Genomic DNA, 25,631 nt, shown 5'->3' on the forward strand with positions numbered 1-25,631 from the left:
TGAGTATCCCTAATGCTGTTTACCGTCAGTCGTTCCCCTTATCACTGCGATTTATCTGCGTTACTGAGATTAGCGACATCCGAAGATGAGATTCTCTTTTTGCAAGATGGCGTAATGGCGGTATTGAAAAACAGTGAAAGCCTTAACCTATTGTTAAATAACCCTGCTCCGCTGTTTGTTCTGGAAGATGACGTGATTGCCAGGGGGTTGCTTGGTCAAATTTCGGACAGCGCCAGGCTAATCGGCTATACTCATTTCGTGGATTTGACCCTAAAACATCAGCAACAACTGGCATGGTAATGCAGTCAATGCTGTATATTTCTTGACACCTTAGATAGTCAGCCATAAAATTCTGCGTCCTCGTTCTATGCCAGTCGTGCAAACGAGGTGGATTTATCATGTGTTTACGAAGCAAAAACCAGGAGCTTTTTTAATAATGGCAACGATTAACCAGCTGGTTCGCAAGCCACGCAGCATGAAGGTTGCTAAAAGCAACGTTCCTGCGCTGGAAGCATGCCCGCAAAAACGTGGTGTATGTACCCGCGTATATACCACCACTCCAAAAAAACCTAACTCCGCACTGCGTAAAGTTTGCCGTGTGCGTTTAACTAACGGTTTTGAAGTCACCTCCTACATCGGTGGTGAAGGTCATAACCTTCAGGAACACTCCGTGATCCTGATCCGTGGCGGTCGTGTAAAAGACTTGCCAGGTGTGCGTTACCACACCGTCCGCGGCGCGCTTGACTGCTCAGGTGTTAAAGACCGTAAGCAATCACGTTCTAAATACGGCGTGAAGAAGCCAAAGGCTTAATGGTTCTCCGTTAAGTAAGGCCAAACATTTTCACATTAATGTCAAAATAAACTCTTAGAGTTTTGGACAACCCTGAATTAACAACGGAGTATTTCCATGCCACGTCGTCGTGTAATTGGCCAACGTAAAATTTTACCAGATCCTAAGTTCGGATCTGAATTGCTGGCTAAATTTGTAAATATCCTGATGGTAGATGGTAAAAAATCTACTGCAGAAGCAATCGTCTATACCGCGCTGGAAACCCTGGCTCAGCGTTCTGGTAAAGACTATCTGGAAGCGTTTGAAACTGCTCTTGATAACGTGCGCCCGACTGTCGAAGTTAAGTCTCGCCGCGTTGGTGGTTCAACCTACCAGGTACCAGTTGAAGTTCGTCCGGTTCGTCGTAATGCCTTGGCAATGCGTTGGATCGTTGATGCTGCTCGTAAACGCGGTGATAAATCCATGGCTTTGCGCTTGGCGAATGAACTGTCTGACGCAGCAGAGAACAAAGGTTCTGCTGTTAAGAAACGTGAAGACGTTCACCGTATGGCCGAGGCTAACAAGGCGTTCGCGCACTACCGCTGGTAATTACCACGCAGTAGTCATGCTAACCATGCGGGTGATTTATCATGCCCGCATGGGTTAACCGAATGAACGCCTAAGGCAATAGAGGAATCAAATGGCTCGTAAAACACCCATTGAGCGCTATCGTAATATCGGTATCAGCGCTCACATCGACGCCGGTAAGACAACCACTACCGAACGTATTCTGTTCTACACCGGTGTAAACCATAAGATCGGTGAAGTTCATAACGGCGCAGCCACTATGGACTGGATGGAACAGGAGCAGGAGCGTGGTATTACCATTACTTCTGCGGCTACTACCTGCTTCTGGTCTGGTATGGCTAAACAGTACGAACCACATCACGTCAATATCATTGACACCCCTGGACACGTTGACTTCACCATTGAAGTAGAACGTTCCATGCGTGTTCTTGACGGCGCGGTAATGGTTTACTGTGCAGTTGGTGGTGTTCAGCCACAGTCTGAGACCGTATGGCGTCAGGCGAATAAATATAAAGTTCCACGCATTGCGTTCGTTAACAAAATGGACCGCATGGGTGCTAACTTCCTGAAAGTTGTTGGTCAGATTAAGTCTCGTCTGGGCGCGAATCCAGTTCCATTGCAACTGGCAATCGGCGCGGAAGAGAAATTCACCGGTGTTATCGATCTGGTGAAAATGAAAGCGATCAACTGGAATGAAGCGGATCTGGGTGTGACCTTCGAATACGAAGAGATCCCTGCGGATATGGCTGAGCTGGCTGCTGAATGGCACCAGAATCTGGTTGAGTCTGCTGCTGAAGCATCAGATGAGCTGATGGATAAGTATTTGGGCGGCGAAGAGCTGACTGAAGAAGAAATCAAGAAAGCTCTGCGTCAACGTGTTCTGCGCAACGAAATTATCTTGGTTACCTGTGGCTCTGCGTTTAAAAACAAAGGCGTACAGGCAATGCTGGATGCAGTTATCGACTATCTGCCCGCGCCAACTGACGTTGAAGCAATCAACGGTATTTTGGACGATGGTAAAGATACTCCGGCTGTTCGTCATTCAGACGACAAAGAGCCGTTCTCTGCGTTGGCATTCAAAATTGCTACCGACCCGTTTGTGGGTAACTTGACGTTCTTCCGTGTGTACTCTGGTATTGTTAACTCCGGTGACACCGTACTGAACTCAGTACGTTCGCGTGAAGAGCGTTTGGGCCGTATCGTACAGATGCACGCCAACAAACGTGAAGAGATCAAAGAAGTTCGCGCAGGCGACATCGCAGCAGCGATCGGCCTGAAAGACGTGACGACGGGTGACACTTTATGCGATCCAAAGAATGTGATCATTCTGGAACGTATGGAGTTCCCAGAGCCAGTAATCTCTGTTGCCGTTGAACCAAAAACCAAAGCCGACCAGGAAAAAATGGGTATGGCTCTGGGGCGTCTGGCAAAAGAAGATCCATCATTCCGTGTGTGGACTGACGAAGAATCAGGTCAGACTATCATCGCTGGTATGGGTGAGCTGCATCTGGATATCTTGGTTGACCGTATGCGCCGTGAATTTAGCGTAGAAGCAAATATCGGTAAACCTCAGGTTGCTTACCGTGAAACTATCCGCGATACCGTTAAGGACGTGGAAGGTAAGCACGCTAAACAGTCAGGCGGTCGTGGTCAGTACGGTCATGTTGTTATCGACATGTCTCCGTTACCACCGGGTGGTGAAGGTTATGAATTCGTCAACGAAATCGTTGGTGGTTCTATTCCTAAAGAGTTCATCCCTGCGGTTGATAAAGGTATTCAGGAACAACTGAAATCTGGCCCTCTGGCTGGTTATCCGGTTGTGGATGTTAAAGTCCGTCTGCACTACGGTTCTTACCATGATGTTGACTCCTCAGAATTGGCGTTTAAATTAGCCGGTTCTATCGCCTTTAAAGAAGGTTTCAAACGAGCGAAACCGGTTCTGCTTGAGCCAATCATGAAGGTTGAAATCGAAACCCCTGAAGATTATGCGGGTGACGTCATGGGTGACCTGAGTCGTCGTCGTGGCATGATCGAAGGTATGGAAGATACGTTAACTGGTAAGACTATTCGTGCCCAGGTTCCGTTGTCTGAAATGTTCGGTTATGCTACTGATCTGCGTTCTCAGACCCAGGGCCGTGCTTCATACTCTATGGAGTTCCTGAAGTATGCTGAAGCGCCGAGTAACGTCGCTCAAGCCGTTATCGAAGCCCGTGGCAAATAAGCTTTCGGGTTTAAAACAATGATCCAGTGCTCTCTCATAAGTGGTAGAGCACCAGAGTAAGGAATATAGTCGTGTCTAAAGAAAAATTTGAACGTAACAAACCCCATGTAAACGTCGGTACTATCGGCCACGTTGACCATGGTAAAACTACCCTGACTGCGGCAATCACCACCGTTCTGGCTAAAACCTACGGCGGCAGCGCTCGTGCTTTCGATCAGATCGATAACGCACCAGAAGAAAAAGCACGTGGTATCACTATCAACACTTCTCACGTTGAATATGACACCCCGTCACGTCACTATGCGCACGTTGACTGCCCAGGACACGCCGACTACGTTAAAAACATGATCACCGGTGCTGCGCAGATGGATGGCGCGATCCTGGTTGTTGCTGCAACTGATGGCCCTATGCCACAGACTCGTGAGCACATCCTGTTGGGTCGCCAGGTTGGCGTTCCATACATGATCGTATTCATGAATAAATGTGACATGGTTGATGACGAAGAGCTGCTGGAACTGGTAGAAATGGAAGTTCGTGAACTTCTGTCTGCTTACGATTTCCCAGGCGACGACATCCCAGTAATCAAAGGTTCAGCGCTGAAAGCACTGGAAGGCGTTCCTGAGTGGGAAGCTAAAATCATTGAGCTGGCTGAAGCACTGGATAGCTACATTCCACTGCCAGAACGTGCTATCGATAAGCCGTTCCTGCTGCCAATCGAAGACGTATTCTCAATCTCTGGCCGTGGTACTGTTGTAACCGGTCGTGTAGAGCGCGGTATCGTTAAAGTTGGTGAAGAAGTAGAGATCGTTGGTATCAAAGATACTGTTAAATCTACTTGTACTGGCGTTGAAATGTTCCGCAAATTGCTGGACGAAGGCCGTGCGGGTGAGAACGTTGGTGTTCTTCTGCGTGGTATCAAACGTGAAGATATCGAACGTGGTCAAGTTCTTGCTAAACCAGGTTCTATCAAACCACACACTACCTTTGATTCAGAAGTTTATATTCTGAGCAAAGATGAAGGCGGCCGTCATACTCCGTTCTTCAAAGGCTACCGTCCTCAGTTCTACTTCCGTACAACTGACGTAACCGGTACCATCGAACTGCCAGAAGGCGTTGAAATGGTAATGCCTGGTGATAACGTGAACATGGTTGTTACCTTGATTCACCCAATCGCAATGGACGACGGTCTGCGTTTCGCAATCCGTGAAGGCGGCCGTACTGTAGGCGCTGGTGTTGTTGCTAAAGTTATCGCTTAATTGTTTTATTGATCAATTCTTTTATTGATCAAGTGATAAGGGCGCTTCGGCGCCCTTTTTTATTGTCCAAACTTAACAATCTTAATTGAAATAACTCGCATTCTCATTTACACTTCAGGGACTGGTTAAGAAATGAGTCTCTTTATGTACGTTTGCCTGTGTAATGCGGTATCTGACAAAGTTATCCGTCAAGCTGTCCGTCAGCATCATCCACATACCCTTAAACAGCTGCGTCAATTAGTACCGATTGGTACCGACTGCGGTAAGTGTATTCGACAAGCCAGAGAGATCTTGATCGAGGAACGCGCTAATATTCCAGAAATGAACGATGTTGCTTAATAGATAGCTGGGAGAAGTTTTCCCCCACTCTTTGCCATCTGGTACTACACTTTTAGTACTGGAAGCGGAGGGTTTACCTATGAAAGGCGATAAAAAAATAATTGCACATCTCAATAAACTGCTCGGCAACGAGTTAGTTGCTATCAACCAATATTTTCTCCATGCCCGAATGTTTAAAAACTGGGGGCTGATGCGCCTTAATGATAAGGAGTATCACGAATCCATTGATGAAATGAAACATGCAGATAAATACATCGAGCGCATCTTATTCCTTGAGGGTATCCCTAACTTACAAGATCTGGGTAAGTTGAATATTGGTGAAGATGTTGAAGAAATGCTGAAATCAGATCTAGCTCTTGAATTAGCGGGCGCGAAGGATTTACGTGACGGCATTGCCTATGCTGACTCTGTCCATGATTATGTCACCAGAGATTTACTGAAGGAAGTTCTGGTTGATGAAGAAGGGCATATTGACTGGCTGGAAACCGAGCTTAGCTTGATTGACCGTTTGGGTATACAGAACTATGCTCAGGCCCAGCTGGCATAAGATTAATCCTCACGATATGGTACTGTCTAAATAAAGAGAGTGAGTACCAACTCAGTTACTTGGCTCACTCTCGTTCTCACCACGAAATCCTTCTTTACCTGCTCAACAAACCTCATTCGCCCCCCAAAGTAAATTATCTGGCAAGTTTTCGCATAGATTTCCAACACTGGCTTGCTTCCTGCTGGTATTTACGTATAATGCGCGGGCCTACCTAATCTTGGTGGGTCAGATTGAAACTAATCTGTCAGTCACGGCCTGGTGCCGTAACTGAACAATACTCCCGATATGGGGGTTATATGTTGAACGATTACACTCCCCCATCAATCGAAATGGGTGCGAGGAGTAATCATTTACGTTTATAAATAATTGGAGCTCTGGTCTCATGCAGAACCAAAGAATCCGTATCCGCCTGAAAGCGTTTGATCATCGTTTGATCGATCAATCAACTGCGGAAATCGTCGAGACTGCCAAGCGCACTGGTGCGCAGGTTCGTGGTCCGATCCCGCTGCCGACCCGCAAAGAGCGCTTTACCGTTCTGATCTCTCCGCACGTCAATAAAGATGCGCGCGATCAGTACGAGATTCGCACTCACAAGCGTCTGGTTGACATCGTTGAGCCAACCGAGAAAACCGTTGATGCTCTGATGCGTCTGGATCTGGCTGCTGGTGTAGACGTGCAGATCAGCCTGGGTTAATCAGGTCATTGAGCGATTGAGAGGTTGAAACAATGATTGGTTTAGTCGGTAAGAAAGTGGGCATGACGCGTATCTTCACTGAAGATGGCGTTTCAATCCCAGTAACTGTTATCGAAATTGAAGCAAACCGCGTAACTCAGGTCAAAGATCTGGCTAACGACGGTTACCGTGCTGTGCAGGTTACTACTGGTAGCAAAAAAGCTAACCGTGTAACCAAACCAGAAGCGGGTCACTTCGCTAAAGCTGGCGTAGAAGCTGGCCGTGGTCTGTGGGAATTCCGCCTTGCAGAAGGTCAAGAGTTCACTGCGGGTCAAGAAATTAGCGTCGAAATTTTTGCAGACGTTAAGAAAGTCGACGTTACAGGTACGTCTAAAGGTAAAGGTTTTGCCGGTACTGTTAAGCGCTGGAACTTCCGCACCCAAGATGCTACTCATGGTAACTCCTTGTCTCACCGCGTTCCGGGTTCTATCGGTCAGAACCAGACTCCGGGCAAAGTGTTTAAAGGCAAGAAAATGGCAGGCCACATGGGTGATGAACGTGTAACTGTTCAAAGCCTGGATGTAGTACGTGTTGACGCTGAGCGCAACCTACTGCTGGTCAAGGGCGCTGTACCGGGAGCTACCGGCGGCAACCTGATCGTAAAACCGGCTGTCAAGGCGTAACGTCGAGGAGATAGGAATGGAATTGGTAATGAAAGACGCGCAAGGCGCGCTGACTGTTTCCGAAACTACCTTCGGGCGTGATTTCAATGAAGCGCTTGTACATCAGGTTGTTGTTGCTTACGCAGCAGGTGCCCGTCAAGGTACTCGTGCTCAGAAGACCCGTGCTGAAGTAACAGGTTCCGGTAAAAAACCGTGGCGTCAGAAAGGTACCGGCCGTGCGCGTGCAGGTTCTGTAAAGAGCCCAATCTGGCGTTCAGGTGGTGTGACCTTTGCTGCAAAGCCTCAGGACCACAGTCAGAAAGTAAATAAAAAGATGTACCGCGGCGCGCTGAAAAGCATCCTGTCCGAGTTGGTACGTCAAGATCGTCTGATCATTGTCGAAAAGTTCTCTGTTGAAGCACCTAAAACTAAGTTGCTGGCGCAGAAACTGAAAGATATGGCTCTGGAAGATGTGCTGATCGTAACGGGCGAACTGGACGAGAACTTGTTCTTGGCAGCTCGCAACCTGTATAAGGTTGACGTTCGCGATGTAGCCGGTATCGACCCAGTTAGCCTGATCGCCTTCGACAAAGTGGTTATGACTGCTGATGCTGTGAAGCAAGTTGAGGAGATGCTGGCATGATTCGTGAAGAACGTCTGCTAAAAGTACTGCGCGCGCCGCATGTATCTGAAAAAGCGTCCGCTGCGATGGAAAAGAATAACACCATCGTTCTCAAAGTTGCCAAAGACGCGACCAAAGCAGAAATTAAAGCTGCAGTGCAGAAACTGTTTGAAGTCGAAGTCGAAGACGTTAACACCTTGCTGGTTAAAGGCAAGAGTAAGCGTCACGGTCAGCGTGTTGGTCGTCGTAGCGACTGGAAAAAAGCTTACGTCACCCTGAAAGAAGGCCAGAATCTGGACTTCATCGGCGGCGCAGAGTAAGTCGGAGGAGTAAGCAATGGCAATTGTTAAATGTAAACCTACATCTCCGGGTCGTCGCCACGTTGTTAAAGTGGTTAACCAGGAGTTGCATAAGGGTAAGCCTTATGCTCCGTTGCTTGAGAAATTAAGCAAAAGCGGTGGCCGTAACAACAATGGTCGTATCACCACCCGTCATATCGGTGGTGGCCACAAGCAACATTATCGTCTGGTTGACTTCAAACGCAACAAAGATGGTATCCCTGCTGTGGTTGAGCGTCTGGAGTACGATCCGAACCGTTCCGCAAACATTGCGCTGGTTCTGTACAAAGACGGCGAACGTCGTTATATCCTGGCGCCGAAAGGCCTGAAAGCTGGTGACCAGATTCAATCTGGTGTTGATGCTGCAATTAAAGCGGGTAACACCCTGCCTATGCGTAACATCCCAGTTGGTTCAACGGTTCATAACGTAGAAATGAAACCAGGTAAAGGCGGCCAATTGGCTCGTTCTGCTGGTGCATACGTTCAGATCGTTGCTCGTGACGGTTCCTACGTTACTCTGCGTCTGCGCTCCGGCGAAATGCGCAAAGTTCTAGCTGATTGCCGCGCCACCTTAGGTGAAGTCGGTAACGCTGAACATATGCTGCGTGTCCTGGGTAAAGCAGGTGCCAGTCGTTGGCGTGGTATTCGTCCTACCGTTCGCGGTACGGCGATGAACCCGGTAGATCACCCACACGGTGGTGGTGAAGGTCGTAACTTTGGTAAGCACCCGGTAACCCCGTGGGGCGTTCAAACCAAAGGTAAGAAGACCCGTAGCAACAAGCGTACTGATAAGTTCATCGTACGTCGCCGTAGTAAAAAATAATTAGAGGATAAGCCATGCCACGTTCTCTCAAGAAAGGTCCCTTCATTGACCTGCACTTGCTGAAGAAGGTAGAGAAAGCGGTGGAAAGCGGAGACAAGAAGCCAATTCGGACTTGGTCCCGTCGTTCAACGGTCTTTCCAAATATGATCGGTTTGACCATCGCTGTCCATAATGGTCGTCAGCACGTTCCCGTTTTTGTTTCCGATGAAATGGTCGGTCACAAACTGGGTGAATTCGCGCCGACCCGTACTTATCGCGGCCATGCGGCCGATAAAAAGGCTAAAAAGCGCTAAGGTAGGAGGAAGAGATGGAAACTATCGCTAAACATCGCCACGCTCGTTCTTCTGCTCAGAAGGTTCGCTTGGTAGCGGACCTGATTCGCGGTAAGAAAGTGTCGCAAGCTCTGGAAACTCTGGCCTATACCAACAAGAAAGCTGCTGGTTTGGTTAAGAAGGTACTGGAGTCTGCCATTGCTAACGCAGAACACAACGATGGCGCTGACATCGATGATCTGAAAGTCACGAAGATCTTCGTAGACGAAGGCCCTAGCATGAAGCGCATTATGCCGCGTGCAAAAGGTCGTGCAGATCGCATCCTGAAGCGCACCAGCCACATTACTGTGGTTGTGTCCGATCGCTGAGACTCTGGAGACTAGCAATGGGTCAGAAAGTACATCCTAATGGTATTCGACTAGGTATTGTCAAAGCTTGGAACTCTACCTGGTACGCAAATACCAAAGAATTCGCTGACAACCTGGACAGCGACTTTAAAGTTCGCCAATTCTTGACTAAAGAATTAGCGAAAGCTTCCGTTTCTCGCATCGTTATCGAGCGTCCAGCGAAGAGCATCCGTGTGACTATTCACACCGCTCGCCCTGGCATCGTTATCGGCAAGAAAGGTGAAGATGTCGAAAAACTGCGTAAGGTCGTAGCGGATATCGCTGGCGTTCCTGCACAGATTAACATCGCCGAAGTCCGTAAACCGGAACTGGACGCAAAATTGGTTGCTGACAGCATCACTTCACAGCTGGAACGTCGTGTTATGTTCCGTCGTGCTATGAAGCGTGCTGTACAGAACGCAATGCGTCTTGGCGCTAAAGGTATCAAAGTTGAAGTAAGCGGCCGCCTTGGCGGTGCTGAAATCGCGCGTACCGAATGGTACCGTGAAGGTCGTGTTCCGTTGCATACACTGCGTGCGGATATCGATTACAACACATCTGAAGCGCACACCACTTATGGTGTAATCGGCGTTAAGGTATGGATCTTCAAAGGTGAGATCTTGGGTGGTATGGCTGCTGTTGAACAACCGGAACCGGCTGCTCAACCTAAAAAGCAGCAGCGTAAAGGCCGCAAGTAAGGAGAATCGCTGATGTTACAACCAAAGCGTACAAAATTCCGTAAGATGCACAAAGGCCGTAACCGTGGCCTTGCGCAAGGTACGGATGTTAGCTTCGGTGAGTTCGGCCTGAAAGCTTGTGGCCGTTGCCGCCTGACGGCTCGTCAAATCGAAGCAGCCCGTCGTGCGATGACACGTGCAATTAAGCGTCAAGGTAAGGTCTGGATCCGTGTATTCCCGGACAAGCCGATCACTGAGAAGCCGCTCGAAGTGCGTATGGGTAAAGGTAAGGGTAACGTAGAGTATTGGGTTGCCCTGATTCAGCCAGGAAAAATGTTGTTTGAAATGGCTGGTGTACCTGAAGAAACTGCTCGCGAAGCATTTAAGCTCGCAGCAGCGAAACTGCCTGTAGGAACCACCTTTGTAACTAAGACGGTGATGTGATGAAAGCACAAGAGCTGCGTGAAAAAAGCGTTGAAGAGCTGAACACTGAGCTGCTCAACCTGCTGCGTGAGCAATTTAATTTGCGCATGCAGGCGGCTAGTGGCCAGCTGCAACAAACTCACCTGTCGAAACAAGTGCGCCGTAATATTGCACGTGTTAAGACTTTACTGACTGAGAAGGCGGGTGCGTAATGACTGAGCAAATCCGTACTCTGCAAGGTCGCGTAGTTAGTGACAAAATGGAGAAATCCATGGTTGTTGCTATCGAACGTGTGGTGAAACACCCGATTTACGGGAAATTCATCCGTCGTACGACGAAATTGCATGTACATGACGAGAACAACGAATGTGGTATCGGTGACGTGGTAGAAATCCGCGAATGCCGTCCACTGTCAAAGACTAAGTCTTGGACGCTTGTTCGCGTTGTAGAGAAAGCGATTCTGTAATAGAGTAGCCAACTCGAACATAGTAAACGGCTCAGAATGTGGGCCGTTTATTTTTTCTACCCATAATTTGGAAGCGGTGTTATAATGCTGCGCCCTCATTAGTGGGGCTTTTAAACGACCTATTCTGGGTCCTAAAGTAGTAGTTGACATTAGCGGAGCACTAACATGATCCAAGAACAGACTATGCTGAACGTGGCCGACAACTCCGGTGCACGTCGCGTAATGTGTATCAAGGTTCTAGGTGGCTCGCACCGTCGCTACGCAGGCATCGGCGACATCATCAAGATCACCATCAAGGAAGCAATTCCTCGTGGCAAGGTGAAGAAAGGCGATGTTCTGAAGGCGGTAGTGGTGCGCACCAAGAAGGGTGTACGTCGCCCGGACGGTTCTGTCATTCGCTTCGATGGTAACGCTTGTGTTATTTTAAATAATAACAGCGAGCAGCCAATCGGCACGCGTATTTTTGGGCCGGTAACTCGTGAACTGCGTAATGAGAAGTTCATGAAAATTATCTCTCTGGCACCAGAAGTACTCTAAGGAGCGAACCATGGCAGCGAAAATCCGTCGTGATGACGAAGTTATCGTGCTAACCGGGAAAGACAAAGGTAAGCGCGGTAAAATAAAGAATGTCCTGTCTGCTGGTAAGGTCATTGTTGAAGGTATCAACCTGGTTAAAAAACATCAGAAGCCGGTTCCGGCCCTGAACCAACCAGGTGGCATTGTTGAAAAAGAAGCTGCTATTCAAGTTTCCAACCTTGCGCTGTTCAACGCGACAACTGGTAAGGCTGACCGTGTAGGCTTTAGATTTGAAGACGGAAAAAAAGTTCGTTTCTTCAAATCTAACGGCGAAACTATCAAGTAATTTGGAGTAATACGATGGCGAAACTGCATGATTACTACAAAGACGAGGTGGTCAAACAACTGATGTCTCAGTTTGGCTACAACTCTGTCATGCAAGTCCCTCGGGTCGAGAAGATCACCCTGAATATGGGTGTTGGTGAAGCGATCGCTGACAAGAAACTGCTGGATAATGCAGCAGCAGACTTGGCAGCAATCTCCGGTCAAAAGCCGTTTATCACCAAAGCACGCAAATCTGTTGCAGGCTTCAAAATCCGTCAGGGCTATCCGATCGGCTGTAAAGTGACCCTGCGTGGCGAACGCATGTGGGAATTCTTTGAGCGACTGATCACCATTGCTGTACCTCGTATCCGTGACTTCCGTGGCTTGTCCGCTAAGTCATTCGATGGTCGTGGTAACTACAGCATGGGTGTGCGCGAGCAGATCATCTTCCCGGAAATCGACTACGATAAAGTCGATCGTGTACGTGGTTTGGATATTACCATTACCACTACTGCGAAATCCGATGATGAAGGCCGCGCGTTATTGGCAGCTTTTAAATTCCCATTCCGCAAGTAAGGTAGGGTTACTGATGGCTAAGCAATCAATGAAAGCACGCGAAGTCGTTCGCGTGAAACTAGCTAACAAATACCGCGCTCAACGCGAGGAATTAAAAGCTATTATCTCTGGTGTGAACTCATCCGACGAAGATCGTTGGAATGCTGTTCTGAAGCTGCAGTCTCTGCCGCGTGATTCCAGCCCGTCCCGTCAGCGTAACCGCTGCAACCAAACTGGTCGTCCGCATGGTTTCTTGCGGAAGTTCGGGTTGAGCCGTATTAAAGTCCGTGAAACCGCAATGCGCGGTGAAATCCCGGGCCTTAGAAAGGCTAGCTGGTAATTGTCACCAATTGAATCACGGGAGTAAAGACAGATGAGCATGCAAGATCCGATCGCGGATATGCTGACCCGTATCCGTAACGGTCAATCCGCAAACAAAGTCGCGGTCACCATGCCTTCCTCCAAGCTGAAAGTGGCAATTGCCAACGTTCTGAAGGAAGAAGGTTTTATTGAAGATTTTAAAATCGAAGGCGACACCAAGCCAGTTCTGGAATTAGCTCTTAAGTATTTCCAAGGCAAGGCAGTGGTAGAAAGCATTCAACGTATCAGCCGTCCAGGTTTGCGCATCTATAAGAAAAAAGATGAGCTGCCAAAAGTTATGGCCGGTTTGGGTATCGCTGTTATTTCTACCTCTAAAGGTGTTATGACCGATCGTGCAGCTCGCCAAGCTGGTCTTGGTGGCGAGATTATCTGCTACGTAGCTTAATTCGGGAGGAAAGAATGTCTCGTGTTGCAAAAGCACCCGTCGTCATTCCTGCCGGCGTAGAGGTAAAACTCAACGGTCAGGTTATTTCGATAAAGGGTAAGAACGGCGAGCTGACTCGTACCGTCCATAGCGCTGTTGAAGTTAAGCAAGAAGAAAATACACTGACTTTCGCTCCACGCGAAGGCGCTGTAGACGGTTGGGCCCAAGCGGGTACCACTCGTGCACTGCTTAATGCAATGGTCGTTGGTGTTACCGAAGGCTTCACTAAGAAGCTTCAATTGGTAGGTGTAGGTTACCGTGCCGCAGTTAAAGGCAACGTGGTGAATTTAGCTTTAGGCTTCTCTCATCCAGTTGACCATGAATTGCCGGCTGGCATTACTGCCGAATGCCCGACCCAAACTGAAATCGTGCTGAAAGGCGCTGATAAGCAGGTGATTGGTCAGGTTGCAGCAGATTTACGTGCCTACCGTCGTCCTGAGCCTTATAAAGGCAAGGGTGTCCGTTACGCCGACGAAGTCGTGCGTACCAAAGAGGCTAAGAAGAAGTAAGGTAACACTATGGATAAGAAAGCAGCTCGTATCCGTCGTGCGACCCGCGCACGCCGCAAGCTCAAAGAACTGGGTGCGACTCGCCTGGTGGTACATCGTACCCCACGCCATATTTACGCGCAGGTTATTGCACCAAACGGTTCTGAAATTTTGGTCGCCGCTTCTACTTTAGAAAAAGCTATCAATGAGCAATTGAAGTACGCCGGCAACAAAGATGCCGCAACAGCTGTAGGCAAAACTATTGCTGAGCGCGCGTTGGAAAAAGGGATTACGAAAGTATCCTTTGACCGTTCCGGTTTCCAATATCATGGTCGAGTCCAGGCACTGGCAGATGCTGCCCGTGAAGCTGGCCTTCAGTTCTAAGGTAGAGGTGTAAGATGTCACACATCGAAAAACAAGCTGGCGAACTGCAGGAAAAGCTGATCGCGGTAAACCGCGTATCTAAAACCGTAAAAGGTGGCCGTATTTTCAGCTTTACCGCACTGACAGTAGTTGGTGATGGTAACGGTCGCGTTGGTTTTGGCTACGGCAAAGCACGCGAAGTTCCGGCAGCGATCCAGAAAGCGATGGAAAAAGCCCGTCGCGCTATGATTAATGTTGCATTGAATAGCGGTACTCTGCAGCACCCAGTTAAAGGTGCTCATACAGGTTCTCGTGTATTCATGCAACCAGCTTCTGAAGGTACCGGTATCATCGCCGGTGGTGCAATGCGCGCCGTTTTAGAAGTTGCAGGGGTTCATAACGTATTAGCTAAGACCTATGGTTCTACTAACCCGATCAACGTGGTTCGTGCAACTATTGCAGCCTTGGAAGATATGAAATCCCCAGAAATGGTCGCTGCCAAGCGTGGTAAGTCCGTCGAAGAAATTCTAGGGAAATAACCATGGCAAAGACTATTAAAGTAACTCAAACAAAAAGCAGTATCGGTCGTTTGCCGAAACATAAGGCAACTCTGATCGGTTTAGGTCTGCGTCGTATTGGTCATACTGTAGAGCGTGAGGATACTCCTGCTGTGCGTGGTATGGTCAACTTGGTTTCCTACATGGTTAAAGTTGAGGAGTAACAGATGCGTTTAAATACTCTGTCTCCGGCTGAAGGTGCCAAGCATGCGCCGAAGCGTGTAGGTCGTGGTATTGGTTCTGGCCTGGGTAAAACCGCTGGTCGTGGTCACAAAGGTCAGAACTCACGTTCTGGCGGTGGCGTACGCCGTGGGTTTGAAGGTGGTCAGATGCCTTTATATCGTCGTTTGCCGAAATTCGGCTTCACCTCTCGCAAAGCGATGATCACGGCAGAAGTTCGTCTGTCTGAACTGGCTTTAGTGGAAGGCGACGTAATCGACCTGAACACGCTGAAAGCCGCTAACGTTGTTGGTATCCAGATTGAATTCGCGAAAGTTATGCTTTCAGGCGAAATCACTCGTGCGGTAACTCTGCGTGGTCTGCGTGTCACCAAAGGCGCTCGTGCTGCTATCGAAGCTGCTGGCGGTAAAATTGAGGAATAAGTAGCAGATGGCTAAGCAACCAGGATTAGATTTTCAAAGTGCTAAAGGCGGATTAGGCGAACTGAAGCGCAGACTTTTGTTTGTTATCGGTGCGCTTATTGTTTTCCGTATCGGCTCTTTTATTCCGATTCCTGGTATCGATGCCACTGTGCTTGCTAAATTGCTCGAACAGCAAAGAGGCACCATCATTGAAATGTTTAACATGTTCTCTGGTGGTGCACTCAGTCGTGCCTCTATCTTTGCTTTGGGTATTATGCCGTATATTTCGGCATCAATTATTATCCAACTACTAACGGTGGTTCACCCAGCGTTAGCTGAAATAAAGAAAGAAGGGGAAGCTGGCCGTCGTAAGATTAGTCAGTACACCCGTTATGGCACGTTGGTATTGGCTATATTTCAGTCGATCGGTATTGCTACCGGTTTGCCGAATATGCCTGGGATGCAAGGTCTGGTAATCAATCCAGGCTTTGCTTTCTACTTTACCGCTGTTGTTAGCTTGGTCACAGGAACAATGTTCCTTATGTGGCTTGGCGAACAGATTACTGAGAGAGGCATCGGCAACGGTATCTCAATCATAATCTTCGCTGGTATTGTTGCTGGTCTTCCACCTGCAATAGCTCATACCATCGAGCAAGCTCGGCAAGGCGACCTGCACTTCCTCCTGTTGCTGTTGGTTGCAGTATTAGTGTTTGCAGTAACCTTCTTCGTTGTTTTCATTGAACGTGGTCAACGTCGTATCGTCGTTAACTATGCCAAGCGTCAACAAGGTCGTCGTGTTTATGCAGCACAGAGCACACACTTACCGTTGAAAGTTAATATGGCTGGGGTTATCCCCGCAATCTTCGCTTCCAGCATAATTCTGTTCCCTGCCACGATTGCATCATGGTTTGGGGGCGGGACAGGTTGGAACTGGCTGACGACTATTTCGATGTATTTGCAGCCGGGACAGCCGCTTTATGTGTTACTCTATGCGTCTGCAATCATCTTCTTCTGTTTCTTCTACACGGCGTTGGTGTTTAACCCGCGTGAAACAGCAGATAACCTGAAGAAGTCCGGTGCATTCGTGCCAGGAATTCGTCCGGGAGAGCAAACGGCGAAGTACATCGATAAAGTAATGACGCGTCTAACCTTAATTGGTGCGATGTATATTACTTTCATCTGCCTGATCCCGGAGTTCATGCGTGACGCGATGAAAGTACCATTTTACTTTGGTGGTACCTCCCTACTTATTGTAGTGGTGGTCATCATGGACTTTATGGCTCAAGTGCAAACTCTGATGATGTCAAGTCAATACGAGTCTGCATTGAAGAAAGCAAACCTGAAAGGCTATAACCGCTAATCAGGGATGTTTGAGAAGTTACGGAGAGTAAAAATGAAAGTTCGTGCTTCCGTCAAGAAATTATGTCGTAACTGCAAAATTGTTAAGCGTAACGGTGTCGTTCGCGTAATCTGCAGTGCCGAACCAAAGCATAAACAGCGTCAAGGCTGATTTATCTTGCATATTTTTCTTGCAAAGTTGGGTTGAGCTGGCTAGATTAGCCAGCCAATCTTTTGTATGTGACTGCAATACTATTTGAGTATCCTGAAAACGGGCTTTTCAGAATGGTATTGCTGTATAAAATAGTAGGAGTGCATAGTGGCCCGTATAGCAGGCATTAACATTCCTGATCAGAAACATACCGTTATCGCTTTAACCGCGATCTACGGCATCGGTAAGACCCGTTCACAGGCTATCTGTGTTGCTGCGGGTATTGCTGAAAATGTTAAGATCAGTGAGCTGTCTGAAGAGCAAATCGAGAAGCTGCGTGACGAAGTTGCCAAGTACGTTGTAGAAGGTGATCTGCGTCGTGAGGTGACCCTGAGCATCAAGCGTCTGATGGACCTTGGGACTTATCGTGGTTTGCGTCATCGTCGTGGTCTACCAGTTCGCGGTCAGCGTACTAAGACCAACGCACGTACCCGTAAGGGTCCGCGTAAACCGATCAAGAAATAATCGGGGTGATTGAATAATGGCAAAGGCACCTATTCGTGCACGCAAGCGTGTAAGAAAGACAGTCTCTGACGGTGTGGCTCATATCCATGCTTCTTTCAACAACACCATCGTTACTATTACAGATCGTCAAGGTAACGCATTGGGTTGGGCAACAGCAGGTGGTTCCGGTTTCCGTGGATCTCGTAAGTCTACTCCGTTTGCAGCGCAAGTTGCAGCAGAGCGCTGCGCTGACGCAGTGAAAGAATACGGTATCAAGAATCTGGAAGTTATGGTTAAAGGACCTGGTCCGGGCCGTGAGTCTACTATCCGTGCGCTAAACGCGGCTGGTTTTCGCATCACTAATATTACTGATGTGACTCCGATCCCTCATAACGGTTGTCGTCCGCCGAAAAAGCGCCGCGTATAACGCTGCTTTTAGGTTTGTTGGAGAGAGAAAATGGCAAGATATTTGGGTCCTAAGCTCAAGCTGAGCCGTCGTGAGGGCACAGACCTGTTCCTTAAGTCTGGCGTTCGCGCGATTGACACCAAGTGTAAGATTGAACAACCACCTGGCCAGCACGGTGCGCGTAAACCGCGTCTGTCTGACTACGGTGTGCAGTTACGTGAGAAGCAAAAAGTTCGCCGTATCTATGGTGTTCTGGAACGTCAATTCCGTAACTACTATAAAGAAGCAGCACGTCTGAAAGGCAACACTGGTGCAAACCTGTTGCAATTGCTGGAAGGCCGTCTGGATAACGTAGTTTACCGTATGGGCTTTGGCGCAACTCGTGCTGAATCACGTCAGCTGGTTAGTCATAAAGCTATCATGGTAAATGGTCGCGTTGTTAACATCGCTTCTTATCAGGTATCTCCGAATGACGTAGTCAGCATCCGTGAGAAAGCGAAAAAGCAGTCTCGTGTTAAGGCAGCTTTGGAGCTGGCTGAGCAGCGTGAAAAGCCGACTTGGCTGGAAGTTGATGCTGTCAAGATGGAAGGTGTGTTCAAACGTATTCCTGAACGTACTGATCTGTCTGCGGACATTAACGAACACCTGATCGTCGAGCTTTACTCCAAGTAAAGCTTAGTACCAAAGAGAGGACACAATGCAGGGTTCTGTGACAGAGTTTCTAAAACCGCGCCTGGTAGATATCGAGCAAGTCAGTTCGACGCACGCCAAGGTGACCCTTGAGCCGTTAGAGCGTGGCTTTGGCCATACTCTCGGCAACGCACTGCGCCGTATTCTGCTTTCATCTATGCCGGGTTGCGCGGTGACCGAGGTTGAGATTGATGGTGTACTACATGAGTACAGCACCAAAGAAGGCGTACAGGAAGATATCCTGGAGATCCTGCTCAACCTGAAAGGGCTGGCGGTGAGAGTTCAGGGCAAAGATGAAGTTATTCTTACCCTGAATAAATCTGGCATTGGCCCTGTGACTGCAGCCGATATCACCCATGATGGTGATGTCGAAATCGTCAAGCCGCAGCACGTTATCTGCCACCTGACCGATGAGAACGCATCTATTAGTATGCGTATCAAAGTTCAACGTGGTCGGGGTTATGTGCCGGCTTCTGCCCGAATTCATTCGGAAGAAGATGAGCGCCCGATTGGTCGTCTGTTAGTAGACGCATGCTATAGCCCTGTAGAGCGTATTGCCTACAATGTTGAAGCAGCGCGTGTAGAACAGCGTACCGACCTGGACAAGTTGGTTATCGAGATGGAAACCAATGGTACGATCGATCCTGAAGAGGCGATCCGCCGTGCGGCAACTATCTTGGCCGAACAGCTTGAAGCTTTCGTTGACCTACGTGATGTACGTCAGCCGGAAGTTAAAGAAGAGAAGCCAGAGTTCGATCCGATCCTGCTGCGCCCTGTTGACGATCTGGAATTGACTGTCCGCTCTGCTAACTGCCTCAAGGCAGAAGCTATCCACTACATCGGTGATCTGGTACAGCGTACCGAGGTTGAGTTGCTGAAAACGCCGAACCTGGGTAAAAAATCTCTTACTGAGATTAAAGACGTGCTTGCTTCCCGTGGTCTTTCTTTAGGCATGCGCCTAGAAAATTGGCCACCAGCTAGCATTGCTGACGAGTAACCGGATCACAGGTTAAGGTTTTACTGAGAAGGATAAGGTCATGCGCCATCGTAAGAGTGGTCGTCAACTGAACCGTAACAGCAGCCATCGCCAGGCTATGTTCCGTAACATGGCCGGCTCTTTGGTTCGTCATGAGATAATCAAGACGACCCTGCCGAAAGCGAAAGAGCTGCGTCGCGTTGTTGAGCCGCTGATTACTCTTGCCAAGACCGACAGCGTAGCTAATCGTCGTCTGGCATTCGCCCGCACTCGTGATAACGAGATCGTGGCAAAACTGTTTAACGAGCTAGGCCCGCGTTTCGCGAGCCGCGCCGGTGGTTACACTCGCATTCTGAAGTGTGGCTTCCGTGCAGGCGACAACGCACCGATGGCTTACATCGAGTTAGTTGATCGTGCTGCATCGCAAGCAGAAGTAGTTGCTGCAGAGTAATCTGTAAACGCGTAAAAAAACCGGGCTTGCCCGGTTTTTTTACGCCCATAATTAAGTGATCTAAGTGTCCATCCCTCGTATTTTTTCTCTCTCCTCCTATTATTTATCTGCCAATCCATTAATCTTAACTACCATCCTATTTTTTGAGCCTTGACCTCTTAGTAGCGATATGGGATTAATCAACGAACAGTTTGAAAAACACATTATAAGTGCTCAAGAAAAGGGTGAACTCGATAATTTTCCTGGATACAGCCAACCATCACTATTTGATGATGCTACCTGTATTTCCGCAGATCTAAGGGCTGGATACCGATTACTCAAGAATGCAGGATACTTTCCCCATCATAAAGGATAGGTAGGAATTACTTACTCTCACTGATGTGCTATCACCACTTGATGAGCGTAATAATGCCCACTCGAATTTTCTTAATCGCTTGGTTTTACTGAAGTTTAGATTAAACCTGGCAGGTTTTAATGTAGAGTCTTTGCATAACGGATACCAAGATAAAGTGGCAGGTCAACTCTCTAAAAAGGAATAACGAATGTTAAAGATAGGGCAGCTCGCCAAACTCGCTGATGTTACACCAGATACTATTCGCTATTATGAAAAGCAAGGCATGATGGATCATGGAGAGCGAACGACAGGGGGATACAGGCTTTATAATGAGCAAGATTTGCAGCGCTTACGTTTTATCCGTTATGCTAAACAGTTAGGATTCACGTTAGAGACTATTGCTGAGTTACTGTCGATCCGGGTTGATCCTGCGCATCATACTTGTCAGGAATCTAAGGCGATCGTAGACTCGCGTTTGCACGATGTGGAAAGTAAGATTATAGAACTAAAGAAAATGCGTGAGTCTCTAAAGCGTCTTAGTCAGGCTTGTTGTGGAAGTACCCATGCCACAACATATTGCTCTATTTTAGAAGCGTTGGAACAAGGTGCCGCTGAAGAGTTAGTTAAAGGGTAATTATTTCGGTTAGATCTTTAAATTTGTCGAAAACCGCAGTATTATCCGCAGGTTTTTTAAGCAAAACTAGGATTGATGAGGATAACTAATATGACGACATATCGACATACCAAGGGGAAAATTAAAGATAATGCGCTGGAGGCACTACTCCATGACCCATTATTCAGACAGCGAATTGAGAAAAATAGCAAAGGTAAAGGCAGCTACCAACGCAAAGAAAAATACGTAAAAGGCAGTAACTGGGAGGCCAGTGGTAAGCAATCAAATGATTTATTACCCCTGGTTTTCTGGTTTTCTGGTTTTCTGGTTTTAGAAAAGCAAAAAGCCATCAGATTTTTGATGGCTTTTGTCATTTTACTCTATTGAAATTATTTTGTTTGCTGTGCTTTCAATAAATCACGAATTTCCGTGAGTAATTTTTCTTCTGTTGTCGGTGCCGGTGGTGCCGCAGGCTCTTCCGCTTTTTCGCGGCGCATTTTATTCATTAGCTTCACTGCTGAAAATATGGCGAGTGCGACAATGACAAAATCGAAAATGCTTTGAATAAAGATACCGTAATTCATTACAACCGCAGGAACCGTCCCCTCAGCTGCACGTAATACCACATGGAATTGTTTGAAGTCGACGCCGCCCAGTAATACACCCAGTGGTGGCATAATGATATCGGCAACAAGCGAAGAAACTATTCTGCCAAATGCAGCACCGATAATTACACCGACAGCCAAGTCGACTACATTGCCACGCATGGCAAATTCACGAAACTCCTTCATAAAACTCATAACCAGCACTCCTTTTAAAAATGAACTACTTAATCTTAGTTAAATAAATCCTAATGCCACAAAATTATAGACATTTTTTTCTCATCCCCATCAGAATAGTTTTAATTTATAAACTATTCCGTAGAGCCTAATTGTGCTGATTACAAGAAGAATGGGCTTGGTTGGAATAACCGTTCCACATCAGGGACAAACTTTTTATGAGTAATAAACATCACCACATGATCGCCCTGCTTAATAACGGAATTACTGTTTGCGATAATAACTTCGTCGCCGCGTACAATTGCCCCGATGGTTGTGCCAGGTGGCAGCTTGATATCTTCTACCATTCGACCAACCACTTTTGATGTGCTTTCATCACCGTGAGCAATGGCTTCTATCGCTTCAGCAACGCCACGTCGTAGGGACGATACGCTAACAATGTCAGCTTTACGCACATGGCCCAGTAGTGCAGAAATCGTGGCTTGTTGTGGTGATATAACAATATCAATAACACTTCCCTGAACCAGATCGACATAGGCGCTGCGCTGGATTAATACCATTGCCTTTTTAGCGCCCATGCGCTTTGCGAGCATAGCGGACATAATATTTGCTTCATCATCATTAGTAATGGCAATAAAGACATCAACCTGCTCAATATGCTCTTCTGCTAACAGTTCCTGATCTGATGCATCGCCATAAAATACGATAGTATCATGCAACATTTCGGCTAGATCAGCGGCGCGTTGTGGGTCACGTTCAATTAATTTCACGCTGTAATCTTTCTCTAACCGTAAAGCCAAACCAGCACCCACATTGCCACCACCCACAATCATGATGCGTTTGTAGGGTTTTTCCAGCCGTTGCAGTTCACTCATTACGGCCCGAATATGCTGGGAGGCAGCTACGAAAAATACTTCATCACCGGCTTCAATGATTGTCGACCCTTGCGGGCGGATTGGCCGATCCTGGCGGAATATAGCGGCAACTCGGGTGTCAATATGCGGCATATGTTCACGTAAAGACGATAATGCATTTCCGACTAATGGCCCGCCATAATAGGCCTTAACCGCAGCAATACTGACCTTACCTTCAGCAAAGTTAACCACCTGTAATGCACCAGGGTATTCGATTAACTTATAGATATAATCGATAACGAGTTGTTCTGGCGAAATCAAATGGTCGATAGGAACCGCTTCTGGCAGAAAAAGCTTATCCGCTTCACGAATATATTCGGCTGAACGAATGCGAGCGATGCGATTTGGGGTATTAAATAATGAGTATGCGATTTGGCACGCGATCATGTTGGTTTCATCTGAATTAGTGACTGCCACCAACATATCGGCATCTTCTGCCCCGGCTTCTCGCAAGACCCGAGGGTGAGAACCATGCCCCTGGACCACGCGCAGGTCAAACTTATCCTGCAATTGACGCAAACGGCCTGAGTCAACATCAACGACTGTAATATCGTTATTTTCACCTACCAGGTTTTCTGCCAGGGTTCCGCCAACTTGCCCTGCCCCAAGAATAATGATTTTCATAGCGTTCTCTGTTTCACACTGACATTAGGTTTCGAGGCATAGCAAAAGCCACAACTATCTTTTGATCAACCTTGCATAAAAGAAACCGTCACCATCCTCAGGATGGGGCAAGTTCTGCTTACCGGGGGCAACGGCAGATCCCGTCTCCACTAACTCAGCTTCGGAGTGTCGTTGCAAAAAAGCGGCAATCTGCTGCTGATTTTCGTCCGGTAATATAGAGCAGGTAGCATAAACCATTACGCCGCCTTTTTTCAGTTTAGGCCAGATAGCTTCAACAATCTCTGATTGTAATTTGGCCAAATCAGCAATATCGCTGTCCCGGCGTAGCCATTTGATATCTGGGTGCCGACGAATGACACCTGTTGCAGAGCATGGCGCATCTAATAGTATTCGATCAAACTGCTGATCACCGCACCATTCATCGGGTGTCCGTCCATCGCCGACTCTTACGACCGCATGTAAATTCAGGCGTTGTAAGTTTTCTTTAACCCGACTGAGTCGTTGTTCATCTATATCGATAGCCAATACATGGGCCTTAGGCGCAGCTTCCAGAATATGCGTCGTTTTGCCCCCTGGAGCGGCACATAAATCGAGGATCTGCTCACCATCTTGCGGATCAAGCAGATCAACGCAGCCTTGTGCCGATGCATCTTGCACGGTAACCCAGCCGAGTTCGAAACCGGGCAGATCATTGACGGCACATGGCGTAATGAGGCGTACGGCATCGGGATAAAAGTCATGGGGCAGAGCATCGATATTGGCTTGTTTTAATAGCTCAAGATATTCATTCCGTGAATGGTGTAGCCGGCTTACACGCAGCCACATAGGAGGTTTTTGGTTATTCGCCTCCAGAATTTGTTGCCATTGGTCTGGATATGCCTGCTTAATCCGCGCCAATAGCCAGCTTGGATGCAGATAGCGGCTATCGTTATTGGCAGCACGTTCCAGTAATTCGACTTGTTGGCGCTGGAATTGGCGCAGTACCCCGTTGATCAGCCCTTTTAATTGTGGGCGTTTAAGTACTGTCGCACCTTCAACGGTTTCGGCCAGAGCAGCATGTGGAGGAATGCGGGTATAAATCAGCTGGTACAGCCCGACCATAATCAAATAATGGAAAATGCGCTGTTTGCCGGTCAATGGGCGTGCCATCAACTGCTGGATACACCATTCAAGCTGTGGTAGAACACGCAAAGCGCCAAAACACAACTCCTGTAGCAAAGCGCGATCTTTGTCGGAAATATTTTTCTGAAGCTCAGGTAGAACGATACTGAGCGATTGCCCCTGATCCAATACCTGGCTAATTGCTTTAGCAGCGATGCTGCGGAGATTATATGTGTTTTTCATAACCAAAAAAGCCGACAAACGTCAGCAAATAAAGGGAAAGTGGCCCGATGATGATATACCGGGCGATGAAACTTATACCCGTCATCTTTCAAGTTGCAGATGTGTTGGCTGCCTTCGCTACTCGGCCCGTCCATGGGCCTCGCCTCTGCGAGGCCGCTGCAAGCAACGTTCAAATCTGCTCCGGGCAGATTTGTCACCCGAATCACTTACTTGTATAAGCTCATCGGGATTCTTTCGTTTGCCGCCTTCCTGCACCATGAAATCCATTGGGTATATGATTTAATAGATCTTTTATGCTAGCTGGTTACCGGGTGTAAACCATTCGCGTCGTGAATTTAATAAGTCAGCAGCGGACATGGCTTTCTTCCCGGCCGGTTGCAGTTGTGTGATATTCAAAACACCATCAGCGGTTGCAACTTGAATACCATGCTTATCGGCATGAATGATTATTCCTGGCGTAGCATTCTCAACGGCAGCGAGCACTTGTGCTTGCCAAACTTTGATGGGTTGCTCATCAACCACGAAATAGCTTACAGGCCAAGGATTGAAGGCACGAATACAACGCTCTAGCTGAGCAGCAGAAAGTGACCAATCTAATCTGGCCTCCTCTTTGCTGAGTTTTTCGGCATAGGTAACTTGCGTTTCATCTTGTACTTCAGGCTGCGCAGTGCCATCAGCCAATTGTTGCAGCGTTATCAATAAGCCCTGAGGGCCAAGCTGAGCTAATTTATCGTAAAGTGTTGCGCTGGTATCTTCTGGCTGAATACCACATTCAATTTTATGCAGCATATCACCGGTATCTAGCCCGACATCCATTTGCATGATAGTCACACCGGTTTTTGTGTCTCCTGCCCATAATGAACGTTGGATCGGCGCAGCACCGCGCCAGCGCGGTAACAGTGAACCATGTACATTAATGCAGCCTAGCCGTGGCATAGCTAAAACAGCGGCTGGCAGAATCAAACCATAGGCGACAACGACCATAATATCTGCTTTAAGATCAGCAACCAGATACTGGTTTTCTTCTGGTCGCAATGATTTTGGCTGAAATACTGGAATGTTGTGTTGTTCAGCTAAGACCTTAACCGGGCTTGGCGTGAGTTTATTCCCTCGGCCAGCCGGGCGGTCTGGTTGAGTGAAAACCCCCACAATCTGATGTTGAGAAGACAACAACGCGCCTAAATGGCGCGCTGCAAAGTCAGGAGTTCCGGCAAAAATAATCCGCAAAGAATCAGACACATTGGTTTCCTGAATTA

Annotated in this window: 41 protein-coding genes and 1 pseudogene; 38 read left to right on the plus strand and 4 right to left on the minus strand. The window is 47.8% G+C overall.

Features of this window, described 5'->3' with window-relative positions:
* Positions 1-12: 12 nt before the first annotated feature.
* From tusB to AT01_RS13680, 38 genes and pseudogenes are all read left to right on the plus strand, one after another.
* Entirely contained in the window at positions 13-300 is a 288-nt protein-coding gene (gene tusB / locus AT01_RS13495) for a sulfurtransferase complex subunit TusB (protein WP_042547521.1), read from the plus strand.
* Positions 301-436: 136 nt separating this feature from the next.
* On the plus strand, positions 437-811 hold the full coding sequence (gene rpsL / locus AT01_RS13500) for a 30S ribosomal protein S12 (protein ID WP_002212323.1): 375 nt from the start codon (positions 437-439) through the stop codon (positions 809-811).
* Between the two features lie 96 nt (positions 812-907).
* A complete protein-coding gene (rpsG, locus tag AT01_RS13505; protein ID WP_004702306.1) occupies positions 908-1,378 on the plus strand; it encodes a 30S ribosomal protein S7 in 471 nt (156 codons plus the stop codon).
* 91 nt (positions 1,379-1,469) lie between these two features.
* Complete coding sequence (gene fusA / locus AT01_RS13510) at positions 1,470-3,578, plus strand: elongation factor G (protein ID WP_004702308.1); 2,109 nt, start codon at positions 1,470-1,472, stop codon at positions 3,576-3,578.
* Between the two features lie 71 nt (positions 3,579-3,649).
* Positions 3,650-4,834 (plus strand): elongation factor Tu, encoded by a 1,185-nt coding sequence (gene tuf / locus AT01_RS13515; RefSeq protein ID WP_004702310.1) that lies wholly within the window; start codon positions 3,650-3,652, stop codon positions 4,832-4,834.
* Positions 4,835-4,978: 144 nt separating this feature from the next.
* Entirely contained in the window at positions 4,979-5,173 is a 195-nt protein-coding gene (gene bfd, locus AT01_RS13520) for a bacterioferritin-associated ferredoxin (RefSeq protein ID WP_004702312.1), read from the plus strand.
* A 79-nt stretch (positions 5,174-5,252) separates the two neighbouring features.
* The gene (gene bfr / locus AT01_RS13525) at positions 5,253-5,720 is read left to right on the plus strand and encodes a bacterioferritin (RefSeq protein ID WP_042547522.1); all 468 of its coding nucleotides are present in this window, start codon (positions 5,253-5,255) and stop codon (positions 5,718-5,720) included.
* A gap of 382 nt (positions 5,721-6,102) precedes the next feature.
* A complete protein-coding gene (gene rpsJ / locus AT01_RS13530; RefSeq protein ID WP_001181005.1) occupies positions 6,103-6,414 on the plus strand; it encodes a 30S ribosomal protein S10 in 312 nt (103 codons plus the stop codon).
* Positions 6,415-6,446: 32 nt separating this feature from the next.
* A complete protein-coding gene (rplC, locus tag AT01_RS13535; RefSeq protein WP_004702324.1) occupies positions 6,447-7,076 on the plus strand; it encodes a 50S ribosomal protein L3 in 630 nt (209 codons plus the stop codon).
* Between the two features lie 16 nt (positions 7,077-7,092).
* Complete coding sequence (rplD, locus tag AT01_RS13540; RefSeq protein WP_004702326.1) at positions 7,093-7,698, plus strand: 50S ribosomal protein L4; 606 nt, start codon at positions 7,093-7,095, stop codon at positions 7,696-7,698.
* Complete coding sequence (gene rplW / locus AT01_RS13545; RefSeq protein WP_005159841.1) at positions 7,695-7,997, plus strand: 50S ribosomal protein L23; 303 nt, start codon at positions 7,695-7,697, stop codon at positions 7,995-7,997. Before rplD ends, rplW begins: the two co-directional genes overlap by 4 nt.
* Positions 7,998-8,013: 16 nt before the next feature.
* Positions 8,014-8,838 carry a 50S ribosomal protein L2 gene (gene rplB / locus AT01_RS13550; RefSeq protein WP_004391424.1) on the plus strand — a complete coding sequence of 275 codons (825 nt, stop codon included), beginning with the start codon at positions 8,014-8,016 and terminating at the stop codon, positions 8,836-8,838.
* 14 nt (positions 8,839-8,852) lie between these two features.
* Entirely contained in the window at positions 8,853-9,131 is a 279-nt protein-coding gene (rpsS, locus tag AT01_RS13555; protein WP_002213430.1) for a 30S ribosomal protein S19, read from the plus strand.
* Positions 9,132-9,145: 14 nt separating this feature from the next.
* Entirely contained in the window at positions 9,146-9,478 is a 333-nt protein-coding gene (gene rplV / locus AT01_RS13560) for a 50S ribosomal protein L22 (RefSeq protein WP_004391423.1), read from the plus strand.
* 17 nt (positions 9,479-9,495) lie between these two features.
* Positions 9,496-10,194 (plus strand): 30S ribosomal protein S3, encoded by a 699-nt coding sequence (gene rpsC, locus AT01_RS13565; RefSeq protein WP_002221644.1) that lies wholly within the window; start codon positions 9,496-9,498, stop codon positions 10,192-10,194.
* 12 nt (positions 10,195-10,206) lie between these two features.
* The gene (rplP, locus tag AT01_RS13570; RefSeq protein ID WP_038242806.1) at positions 10,207-10,617 is read left to right on the plus strand and encodes a 50S ribosomal protein L16; all 411 of its coding nucleotides are present in this window, start codon (positions 10,207-10,209) and stop codon (positions 10,615-10,617) included.
* Positions 10,617-10,808, plus strand: a complete 192-nt coding sequence (gene rpmC, locus AT01_RS13575; protein WP_005159843.1) for a 50S ribosomal protein L29 — start codon at positions 10,617-10,619, stop codon at positions 10,806-10,808. Before rplP ends, rpmC begins: the two co-directional genes overlap by 1 nt.
* Positions 10,808-11,062 (plus strand): 30S ribosomal protein S17, encoded by a 255-nt coding sequence (rpsQ, locus tag AT01_RS13580; protein ID WP_032820219.1) that lies wholly within the window; start codon positions 10,808-10,810, stop codon positions 11,060-11,062. Before rpmC ends, rpsQ begins: the two co-directional genes overlap by 1 nt.
* Positions 11,063-11,227: 165 nt before the next feature.
* On the plus strand, positions 11,228-11,599 hold the full coding sequence (gene rplN / locus AT01_RS13585) for a 50S ribosomal protein L14 (RefSeq protein ID WP_002213325.1): 372 nt from the start codon (positions 11,228-11,230) through the stop codon (positions 11,597-11,599).
* A 10-nt stretch (positions 11,600-11,609) separates the two neighbouring features.
* A complete protein-coding gene (rplX, locus tag AT01_RS13590) occupies positions 11,610-11,924 on the plus strand; it encodes a 50S ribosomal protein L24 (protein ID WP_004702335.1) in 315 nt (104 codons plus the stop codon).
* Between the two features lie 14 nt (positions 11,925-11,938).
* The gene (gene rplE, locus AT01_RS13595; RefSeq protein ID WP_004391419.1) at positions 11,939-12,478 is read left to right on the plus strand and encodes a 50S ribosomal protein L5; all 540 of its coding nucleotides are present in this window, start codon (positions 11,939-11,941) and stop codon (positions 12,476-12,478) included.
* A gap of 13 nt (positions 12,479-12,491) precedes the next feature.
* Positions 12,492-12,797 (plus strand): 30S ribosomal protein S14, encoded by a 306-nt coding sequence (gene rpsN, locus AT01_RS13600; protein WP_032906605.1) that lies wholly within the window; start codon positions 12,492-12,494, stop codon positions 12,795-12,797.
* A gap of 33 nt (positions 12,798-12,830) precedes the next feature.
* Complete coding sequence (rpsH, locus tag AT01_RS13605) at positions 12,831-13,223, plus strand: 30S ribosomal protein S8 (protein ID WP_032820216.1); 393 nt, start codon at positions 12,831-12,833, stop codon at positions 13,221-13,223.
* Between the two features lie 14 nt (positions 13,224-13,237).
* A complete protein-coding gene (rplF, locus tag AT01_RS13610; RefSeq protein WP_004391415.1) occupies positions 13,238-13,771 on the plus strand; it encodes a 50S ribosomal protein L6 in 534 nt (177 codons plus the stop codon).
* A 9-nt stretch (positions 13,772-13,780) separates the two neighbouring features.
* On the plus strand, positions 13,781-14,134 hold the full coding sequence (gene rplR / locus AT01_RS13615; RefSeq protein ID WP_004702337.1) for a 50S ribosomal protein L18: 354 nt from the start codon (positions 13,781-13,783) through the stop codon (positions 14,132-14,134).
* A gap of 14 nt (positions 14,135-14,148) precedes the next feature.
* Entirely contained in the window at positions 14,149-14,652 is a 504-nt protein-coding gene (rpsE, locus tag AT01_RS13620; RefSeq protein WP_004702341.1) for a 30S ribosomal protein S5, read from the plus strand.
* Positions 14,653-14,654: 2 nt separating this feature from the next.
* Entirely contained in the window at positions 14,655-14,834 is a 180-nt protein-coding gene (gene rpmD, locus AT01_RS13625; RefSeq protein ID WP_002213339.1) for a 50S ribosomal protein L30, read from the plus strand.
* Between the two features lie 3 nt (positions 14,835-14,837).
* The gene (gene rplO / locus AT01_RS13630) at positions 14,838-15,272 is read left to right on the plus strand and encodes a 50S ribosomal protein L15 (RefSeq protein WP_004702343.1); all 435 of its coding nucleotides are present in this window, start codon (positions 14,838-14,840) and stop codon (positions 15,270-15,272) included.
* A 7-nt stretch (positions 15,273-15,279) separates the two neighbouring features.
* A complete protein-coding gene (gene secY / locus AT01_RS13635; protein ID WP_002213344.1) occupies positions 15,280-16,611 on the plus strand; it encodes a preprotein translocase subunit SecY in 1,332 nt (443 codons plus the stop codon).
* Between the two features lie 33 nt (positions 16,612-16,644).
* Positions 16,645-16,761 (plus strand): 50S ribosomal protein L36, encoded by a 117-nt coding sequence (gene rpmJ, locus AT01_RS13640; protein WP_002227352.1) that lies wholly within the window; start codon positions 16,645-16,647, stop codon positions 16,759-16,761.
* Positions 16,762-16,908: 147 nt separating this feature from the next.
* Positions 16,909-17,265, plus strand: coding sequence for a 30S ribosomal protein S13 (gene rpsM, locus AT01_RS13645; RefSeq protein ID WP_004702348.1), 357 nt, complete (start codon positions 16,909-16,911; stop codon positions 17,263-17,265).
* 16 nt (positions 17,266-17,281) lie between these two features.
* A complete protein-coding gene (gene rpsK / locus AT01_RS13650; protein ID WP_004709234.1) occupies positions 17,282-17,671 on the plus strand; it encodes a 30S ribosomal protein S11 in 390 nt (129 codons plus the stop codon).
* Between the two features lie 30 nt (positions 17,672-17,701).
* Positions 17,702-18,322, plus strand: a complete 621-nt coding sequence (rpsD, locus tag AT01_RS13655; protein WP_002218949.1) for a 30S ribosomal protein S4 — start codon at positions 17,702-17,704, stop codon at positions 18,320-18,322.
* Between the two features lie 25 nt (positions 18,323-18,347).
* Positions 18,348-19,337, plus strand: a complete 990-nt coding sequence (locus AT01_RS13660; protein WP_002438685.1) for a DNA-directed RNA polymerase subunit alpha — start codon at positions 18,348-18,350, stop codon at positions 19,335-19,337.
* A 40-nt stretch (positions 19,338-19,377) separates the two neighbouring features.
* A complete protein-coding gene (rplQ, locus tag AT01_RS13665; protein ID WP_004391407.1) occupies positions 19,378-19,767 on the plus strand; it encodes a 50S ribosomal protein L17 in 390 nt (129 codons plus the stop codon).
* A gap of 169 nt (positions 19,768-19,936) precedes the next feature.
* On the plus strand, positions 19,937-20,122 hold the full coding sequence (locus tag AT01_RS22300; protein ID WP_235427139.1) for a DnaJ family domain-containing protein: 186 nt from the start codon (positions 19,937-19,939) through the stop codon (positions 20,120-20,122).
* Positions 20,123-20,309: 187 nt separating this feature from the next.
* A complete protein-coding gene (gene zntR, locus AT01_RS13675; RefSeq protein WP_042547523.1) occupies positions 20,310-20,735 on the plus strand; it encodes a Zn(2+)-responsive transcriptional regulator in 426 nt (141 codons plus the stop codon).
* A 90-nt stretch (positions 20,736-20,825) separates the two neighbouring features.
* Positions 20,826-21,023, plus strand: a pseudogene (locus AT01_RS13680) (alternative ribosome-rescue factor A); the annotation flags it as partial.
* Between the two features lie 80 nt (positions 21,024-21,103).
* On the opposite strand, the gene mscL reads toward AT01_RS13680, so the two are convergent.
* The 4 genes from mscL to fmt form a co-directional block, all read right to left on the minus strand.
* Positions 21,104-21,514, minus strand: coding sequence for a large-conductance mechanosensitive channel protein MscL (mscL, locus tag AT01_RS13685; protein WP_042547524.1), 411 nt, complete (start codon positions 21,512-21,514; stop codon positions 21,104-21,106).
* 140 nt (positions 21,515-21,654) lie between these two features.
* Complete coding sequence (trkA, locus tag AT01_RS13690) at positions 21,655-23,031, minus strand: Trk system potassium transporter TrkA (RefSeq protein ID WP_042547525.1); 1,377 nt, start codon at positions 23,029-23,031, stop codon at positions 21,655-21,657.
* Between the two features lie 54 nt (positions 23,032-23,085).
* Entirely contained in the window at positions 23,086-24,375 is a 1,290-nt protein-coding gene (gene rsmB / locus AT01_RS13695; RefSeq protein WP_042547526.1) for a 16S rRNA (cytosine(967)-C(5))-methyltransferase RsmB, read from the minus strand.
* A 291-nt stretch (positions 24,376-24,666) separates the two neighbouring features.
* Positions 24,667-25,614, minus strand: a complete 948-nt coding sequence (gene fmt, locus AT01_RS13700) for a methionyl-tRNA formyltransferase (protein WP_004702360.1) — start codon at positions 25,612-25,614, stop codon at positions 24,667-24,669.
* Positions 25,615-25,631: the final 17 nt, after the last annotated feature.

Source organism: Yersinia aldovae 670-83, assembly GCF_000834395.1.
Classification (GTDB): Bacteria; Pseudomonadota; Gammaproteobacteria; order Enterobacterales; family Enterobacteriaceae; genus Yersinia; species Yersinia aldovae.

Excerpts from the sequence above, each read along its gene's own strand:
- tusB (WP_042547521.1), top strand. The coding sequence starts at position 13 with ATGCTGTTTACCGTCAGTCGTTCCCCTTATCACTGCGATTTATCTGCG.
- rpsL (WP_002212323.1), top strand. The coding sequence starts at position 437 with ATGGCAACGATTAACCAGCTGGTTCGCAAGCCACGCAGCATGAAGGTT.
- rpsG (WP_004702306.1), top strand. The coding sequence starts at position 908 with ATGCCACGTCGTCGTGTAATTGGCCAACGTAAAATTTTACCAGATCCT.
- fusA (WP_004702308.1), top strand. The coding sequence starts at position 1,470 with ATGGCTCGTAAAACACCCATTGAGCGCTATCGTAATATCGGTATCAGC.
- bfd (WP_004702312.1), top strand. The coding sequence starts at position 4,979 with ATGTACGTTTGCCTGTGTAATGCGGTATCTGACAAAGTTATCCGTCAA.
- bfr (WP_042547522.1), top strand. The coding sequence starts at position 5,253 with ATGAAAGGCGATAAAAAAATAATTGCACATCTCAATAAACTGCTCGGC.
- rpsJ (WP_001181005.1), top strand. The coding sequence starts at position 6,103 with ATGCAGAACCAAAGAATCCGTATCCGCCTGAAAGCGTTTGATCATCGT.
- rplC (WP_004702324.1), top strand. The coding sequence starts at position 6,447 with ATGATTGGTTTAGTCGGTAAGAAAGTGGGCATGACGCGTATCTTCACT.
- rplD (WP_004702326.1), top strand. The coding sequence starts at position 7,093 with ATGGAATTGGTAATGAAAGACGCGCAAGGCGCGCTGACTGTTTCCGAA.
- rplW (WP_005159841.1), top strand. The coding sequence starts at position 7,695 with ATGATTCGTGAAGAACGTCTGCTAAAAGTACTGCGCGCGCCGCATGTA.
- rplB (WP_004391424.1), top strand. The coding sequence starts at position 8,014 with ATGGCAATTGTTAAATGTAAACCTACATCTCCGGGTCGTCGCCACGTT.
- rpsS (WP_002213430.1), top strand. The coding sequence starts at position 8,853 with ATGCCACGTTCTCTCAAGAAAGGTCCCTTCATTGACCTGCACTTGCTG.
- rplV (WP_004391423.1), top strand. The coding sequence starts at position 9,146 with ATGGAAACTATCGCTAAACATCGCCACGCTCGTTCTTCTGCTCAGAAG.
- rpsC (WP_002221644.1), top strand. The coding sequence starts at position 9,496 with ATGGGTCAGAAAGTACATCCTAATGGTATTCGACTAGGTATTGTCAAA.
- rplP (WP_038242806.1), top strand. The coding sequence starts at position 10,207 with ATGTTACAACCAAAGCGTACAAAATTCCGTAAGATGCACAAAGGCCGT.
- rpmC (WP_005159843.1), top strand. The coding sequence starts at position 10,617 with ATGAAAGCACAAGAGCTGCGTGAAAAAAGCGTTGAAGAGCTGAACACT.
- rpsQ (WP_032820219.1), top strand. The coding sequence starts at position 10,808 with ATGACTGAGCAAATCCGTACTCTGCAAGGTCGCGTAGTTAGTGACAAA.
- rplN (WP_002213325.1), top strand. The coding sequence starts at position 11,228 with ATGATCCAAGAACAGACTATGCTGAACGTGGCCGACAACTCCGGTGCA.
- rplX (WP_004702335.1), top strand. The coding sequence starts at position 11,610 with ATGGCAGCGAAAATCCGTCGTGATGACGAAGTTATCGTGCTAACCGGG.
- rplE (WP_004391419.1), top strand. The coding sequence starts at position 11,939 with ATGGCGAAACTGCATGATTACTACAAAGACGAGGTGGTCAAACAACTG.
- rpsN (WP_032906605.1), top strand. The coding sequence starts at position 12,492 with ATGGCTAAGCAATCAATGAAAGCACGCGAAGTCGTTCGCGTGAAACTA.
- rpsH (WP_032820216.1), top strand. The coding sequence starts at position 12,831 with ATGAGCATGCAAGATCCGATCGCGGATATGCTGACCCGTATCCGTAAC.
- rplF (WP_004391415.1), top strand. The coding sequence starts at position 13,238 with ATGTCTCGTGTTGCAAAAGCACCCGTCGTCATTCCTGCCGGCGTAGAG.
- rplR (WP_004702337.1), top strand. The coding sequence starts at position 13,781 with ATGGATAAGAAAGCAGCTCGTATCCGTCGTGCGACCCGCGCACGCCGC.
- rpsE (WP_004702341.1), top strand. The coding sequence starts at position 14,149 with ATGTCACACATCGAAAAACAAGCTGGCGAACTGCAGGAAAAGCTGATC.
- rpmD (WP_002213339.1), top strand. The coding sequence starts at position 14,655 with ATGGCAAAGACTATTAAAGTAACTCAAACAAAAAGCAGTATCGGTCGT.
- rplO (WP_004702343.1), top strand. The coding sequence starts at position 14,838 with ATGCGTTTAAATACTCTGTCTCCGGCTGAAGGTGCCAAGCATGCGCCG.
- secY (WP_002213344.1), top strand. The coding sequence starts at position 15,280 with ATGGCTAAGCAACCAGGATTAGATTTTCAAAGTGCTAAAGGCGGATTA.
- rpmJ (WP_002227352.1), top strand. The coding sequence starts at position 16,645 with ATGAAAGTTCGTGCTTCCGTCAAGAAATTATGTCGTAACTGCAAAATT.
- rpsK (WP_004709234.1), top strand. The coding sequence starts at position 17,282 with ATGGCAAAGGCACCTATTCGTGCACGCAAGCGTGTAAGAAAGACAGTC.
- rpsD (WP_002218949.1), top strand. The coding sequence starts at position 17,702 with ATGGCAAGATATTTGGGTCCTAAGCTCAAGCTGAGCCGTCGTGAGGGC.
- AT01_RS13660 (WP_002438685.1), top strand. The coding sequence starts at position 18,348 with ATGCAGGGTTCTGTGACAGAGTTTCTAAAACCGCGCCTGGTAGATATC.
- rplQ (WP_004391407.1), top strand. The coding sequence starts at position 19,378 with ATGCGCCATCGTAAGAGTGGTCGTCAACTGAACCGTAACAGCAGCCAT.
- AT01_RS22300 (WP_235427139.1), top strand. The coding sequence starts at position 19,937 with ATGGGATTAATCAACGAACAGTTTGAAAAACACATTATAAGTGCTCAA.
- zntR (WP_042547523.1), top strand. The coding sequence starts at position 20,310 with ATGTTAAAGATAGGGCAGCTCGCCAAACTCGCTGATGTTACACCAGAT.
- mscL (WP_042547524.1), bottom strand. The coding sequence starts at position 21,514 with ATGAGTTTTATGAAGGAGTTTCGTGAATTTGCCATGCGTGGCAATGTA.
- trkA (WP_042547525.1), bottom strand. The coding sequence starts at position 23,031 with ATGAAAATCATTATTCTTGGGGCAGGGCAAGTTGGCGGAACCCTGGCA.
- rsmB (WP_042547526.1), bottom strand. The coding sequence starts at position 24,375 with ATGAAAAACACATATAATCTCCGCAGCATCGCTGCTAAAGCAATTAGC.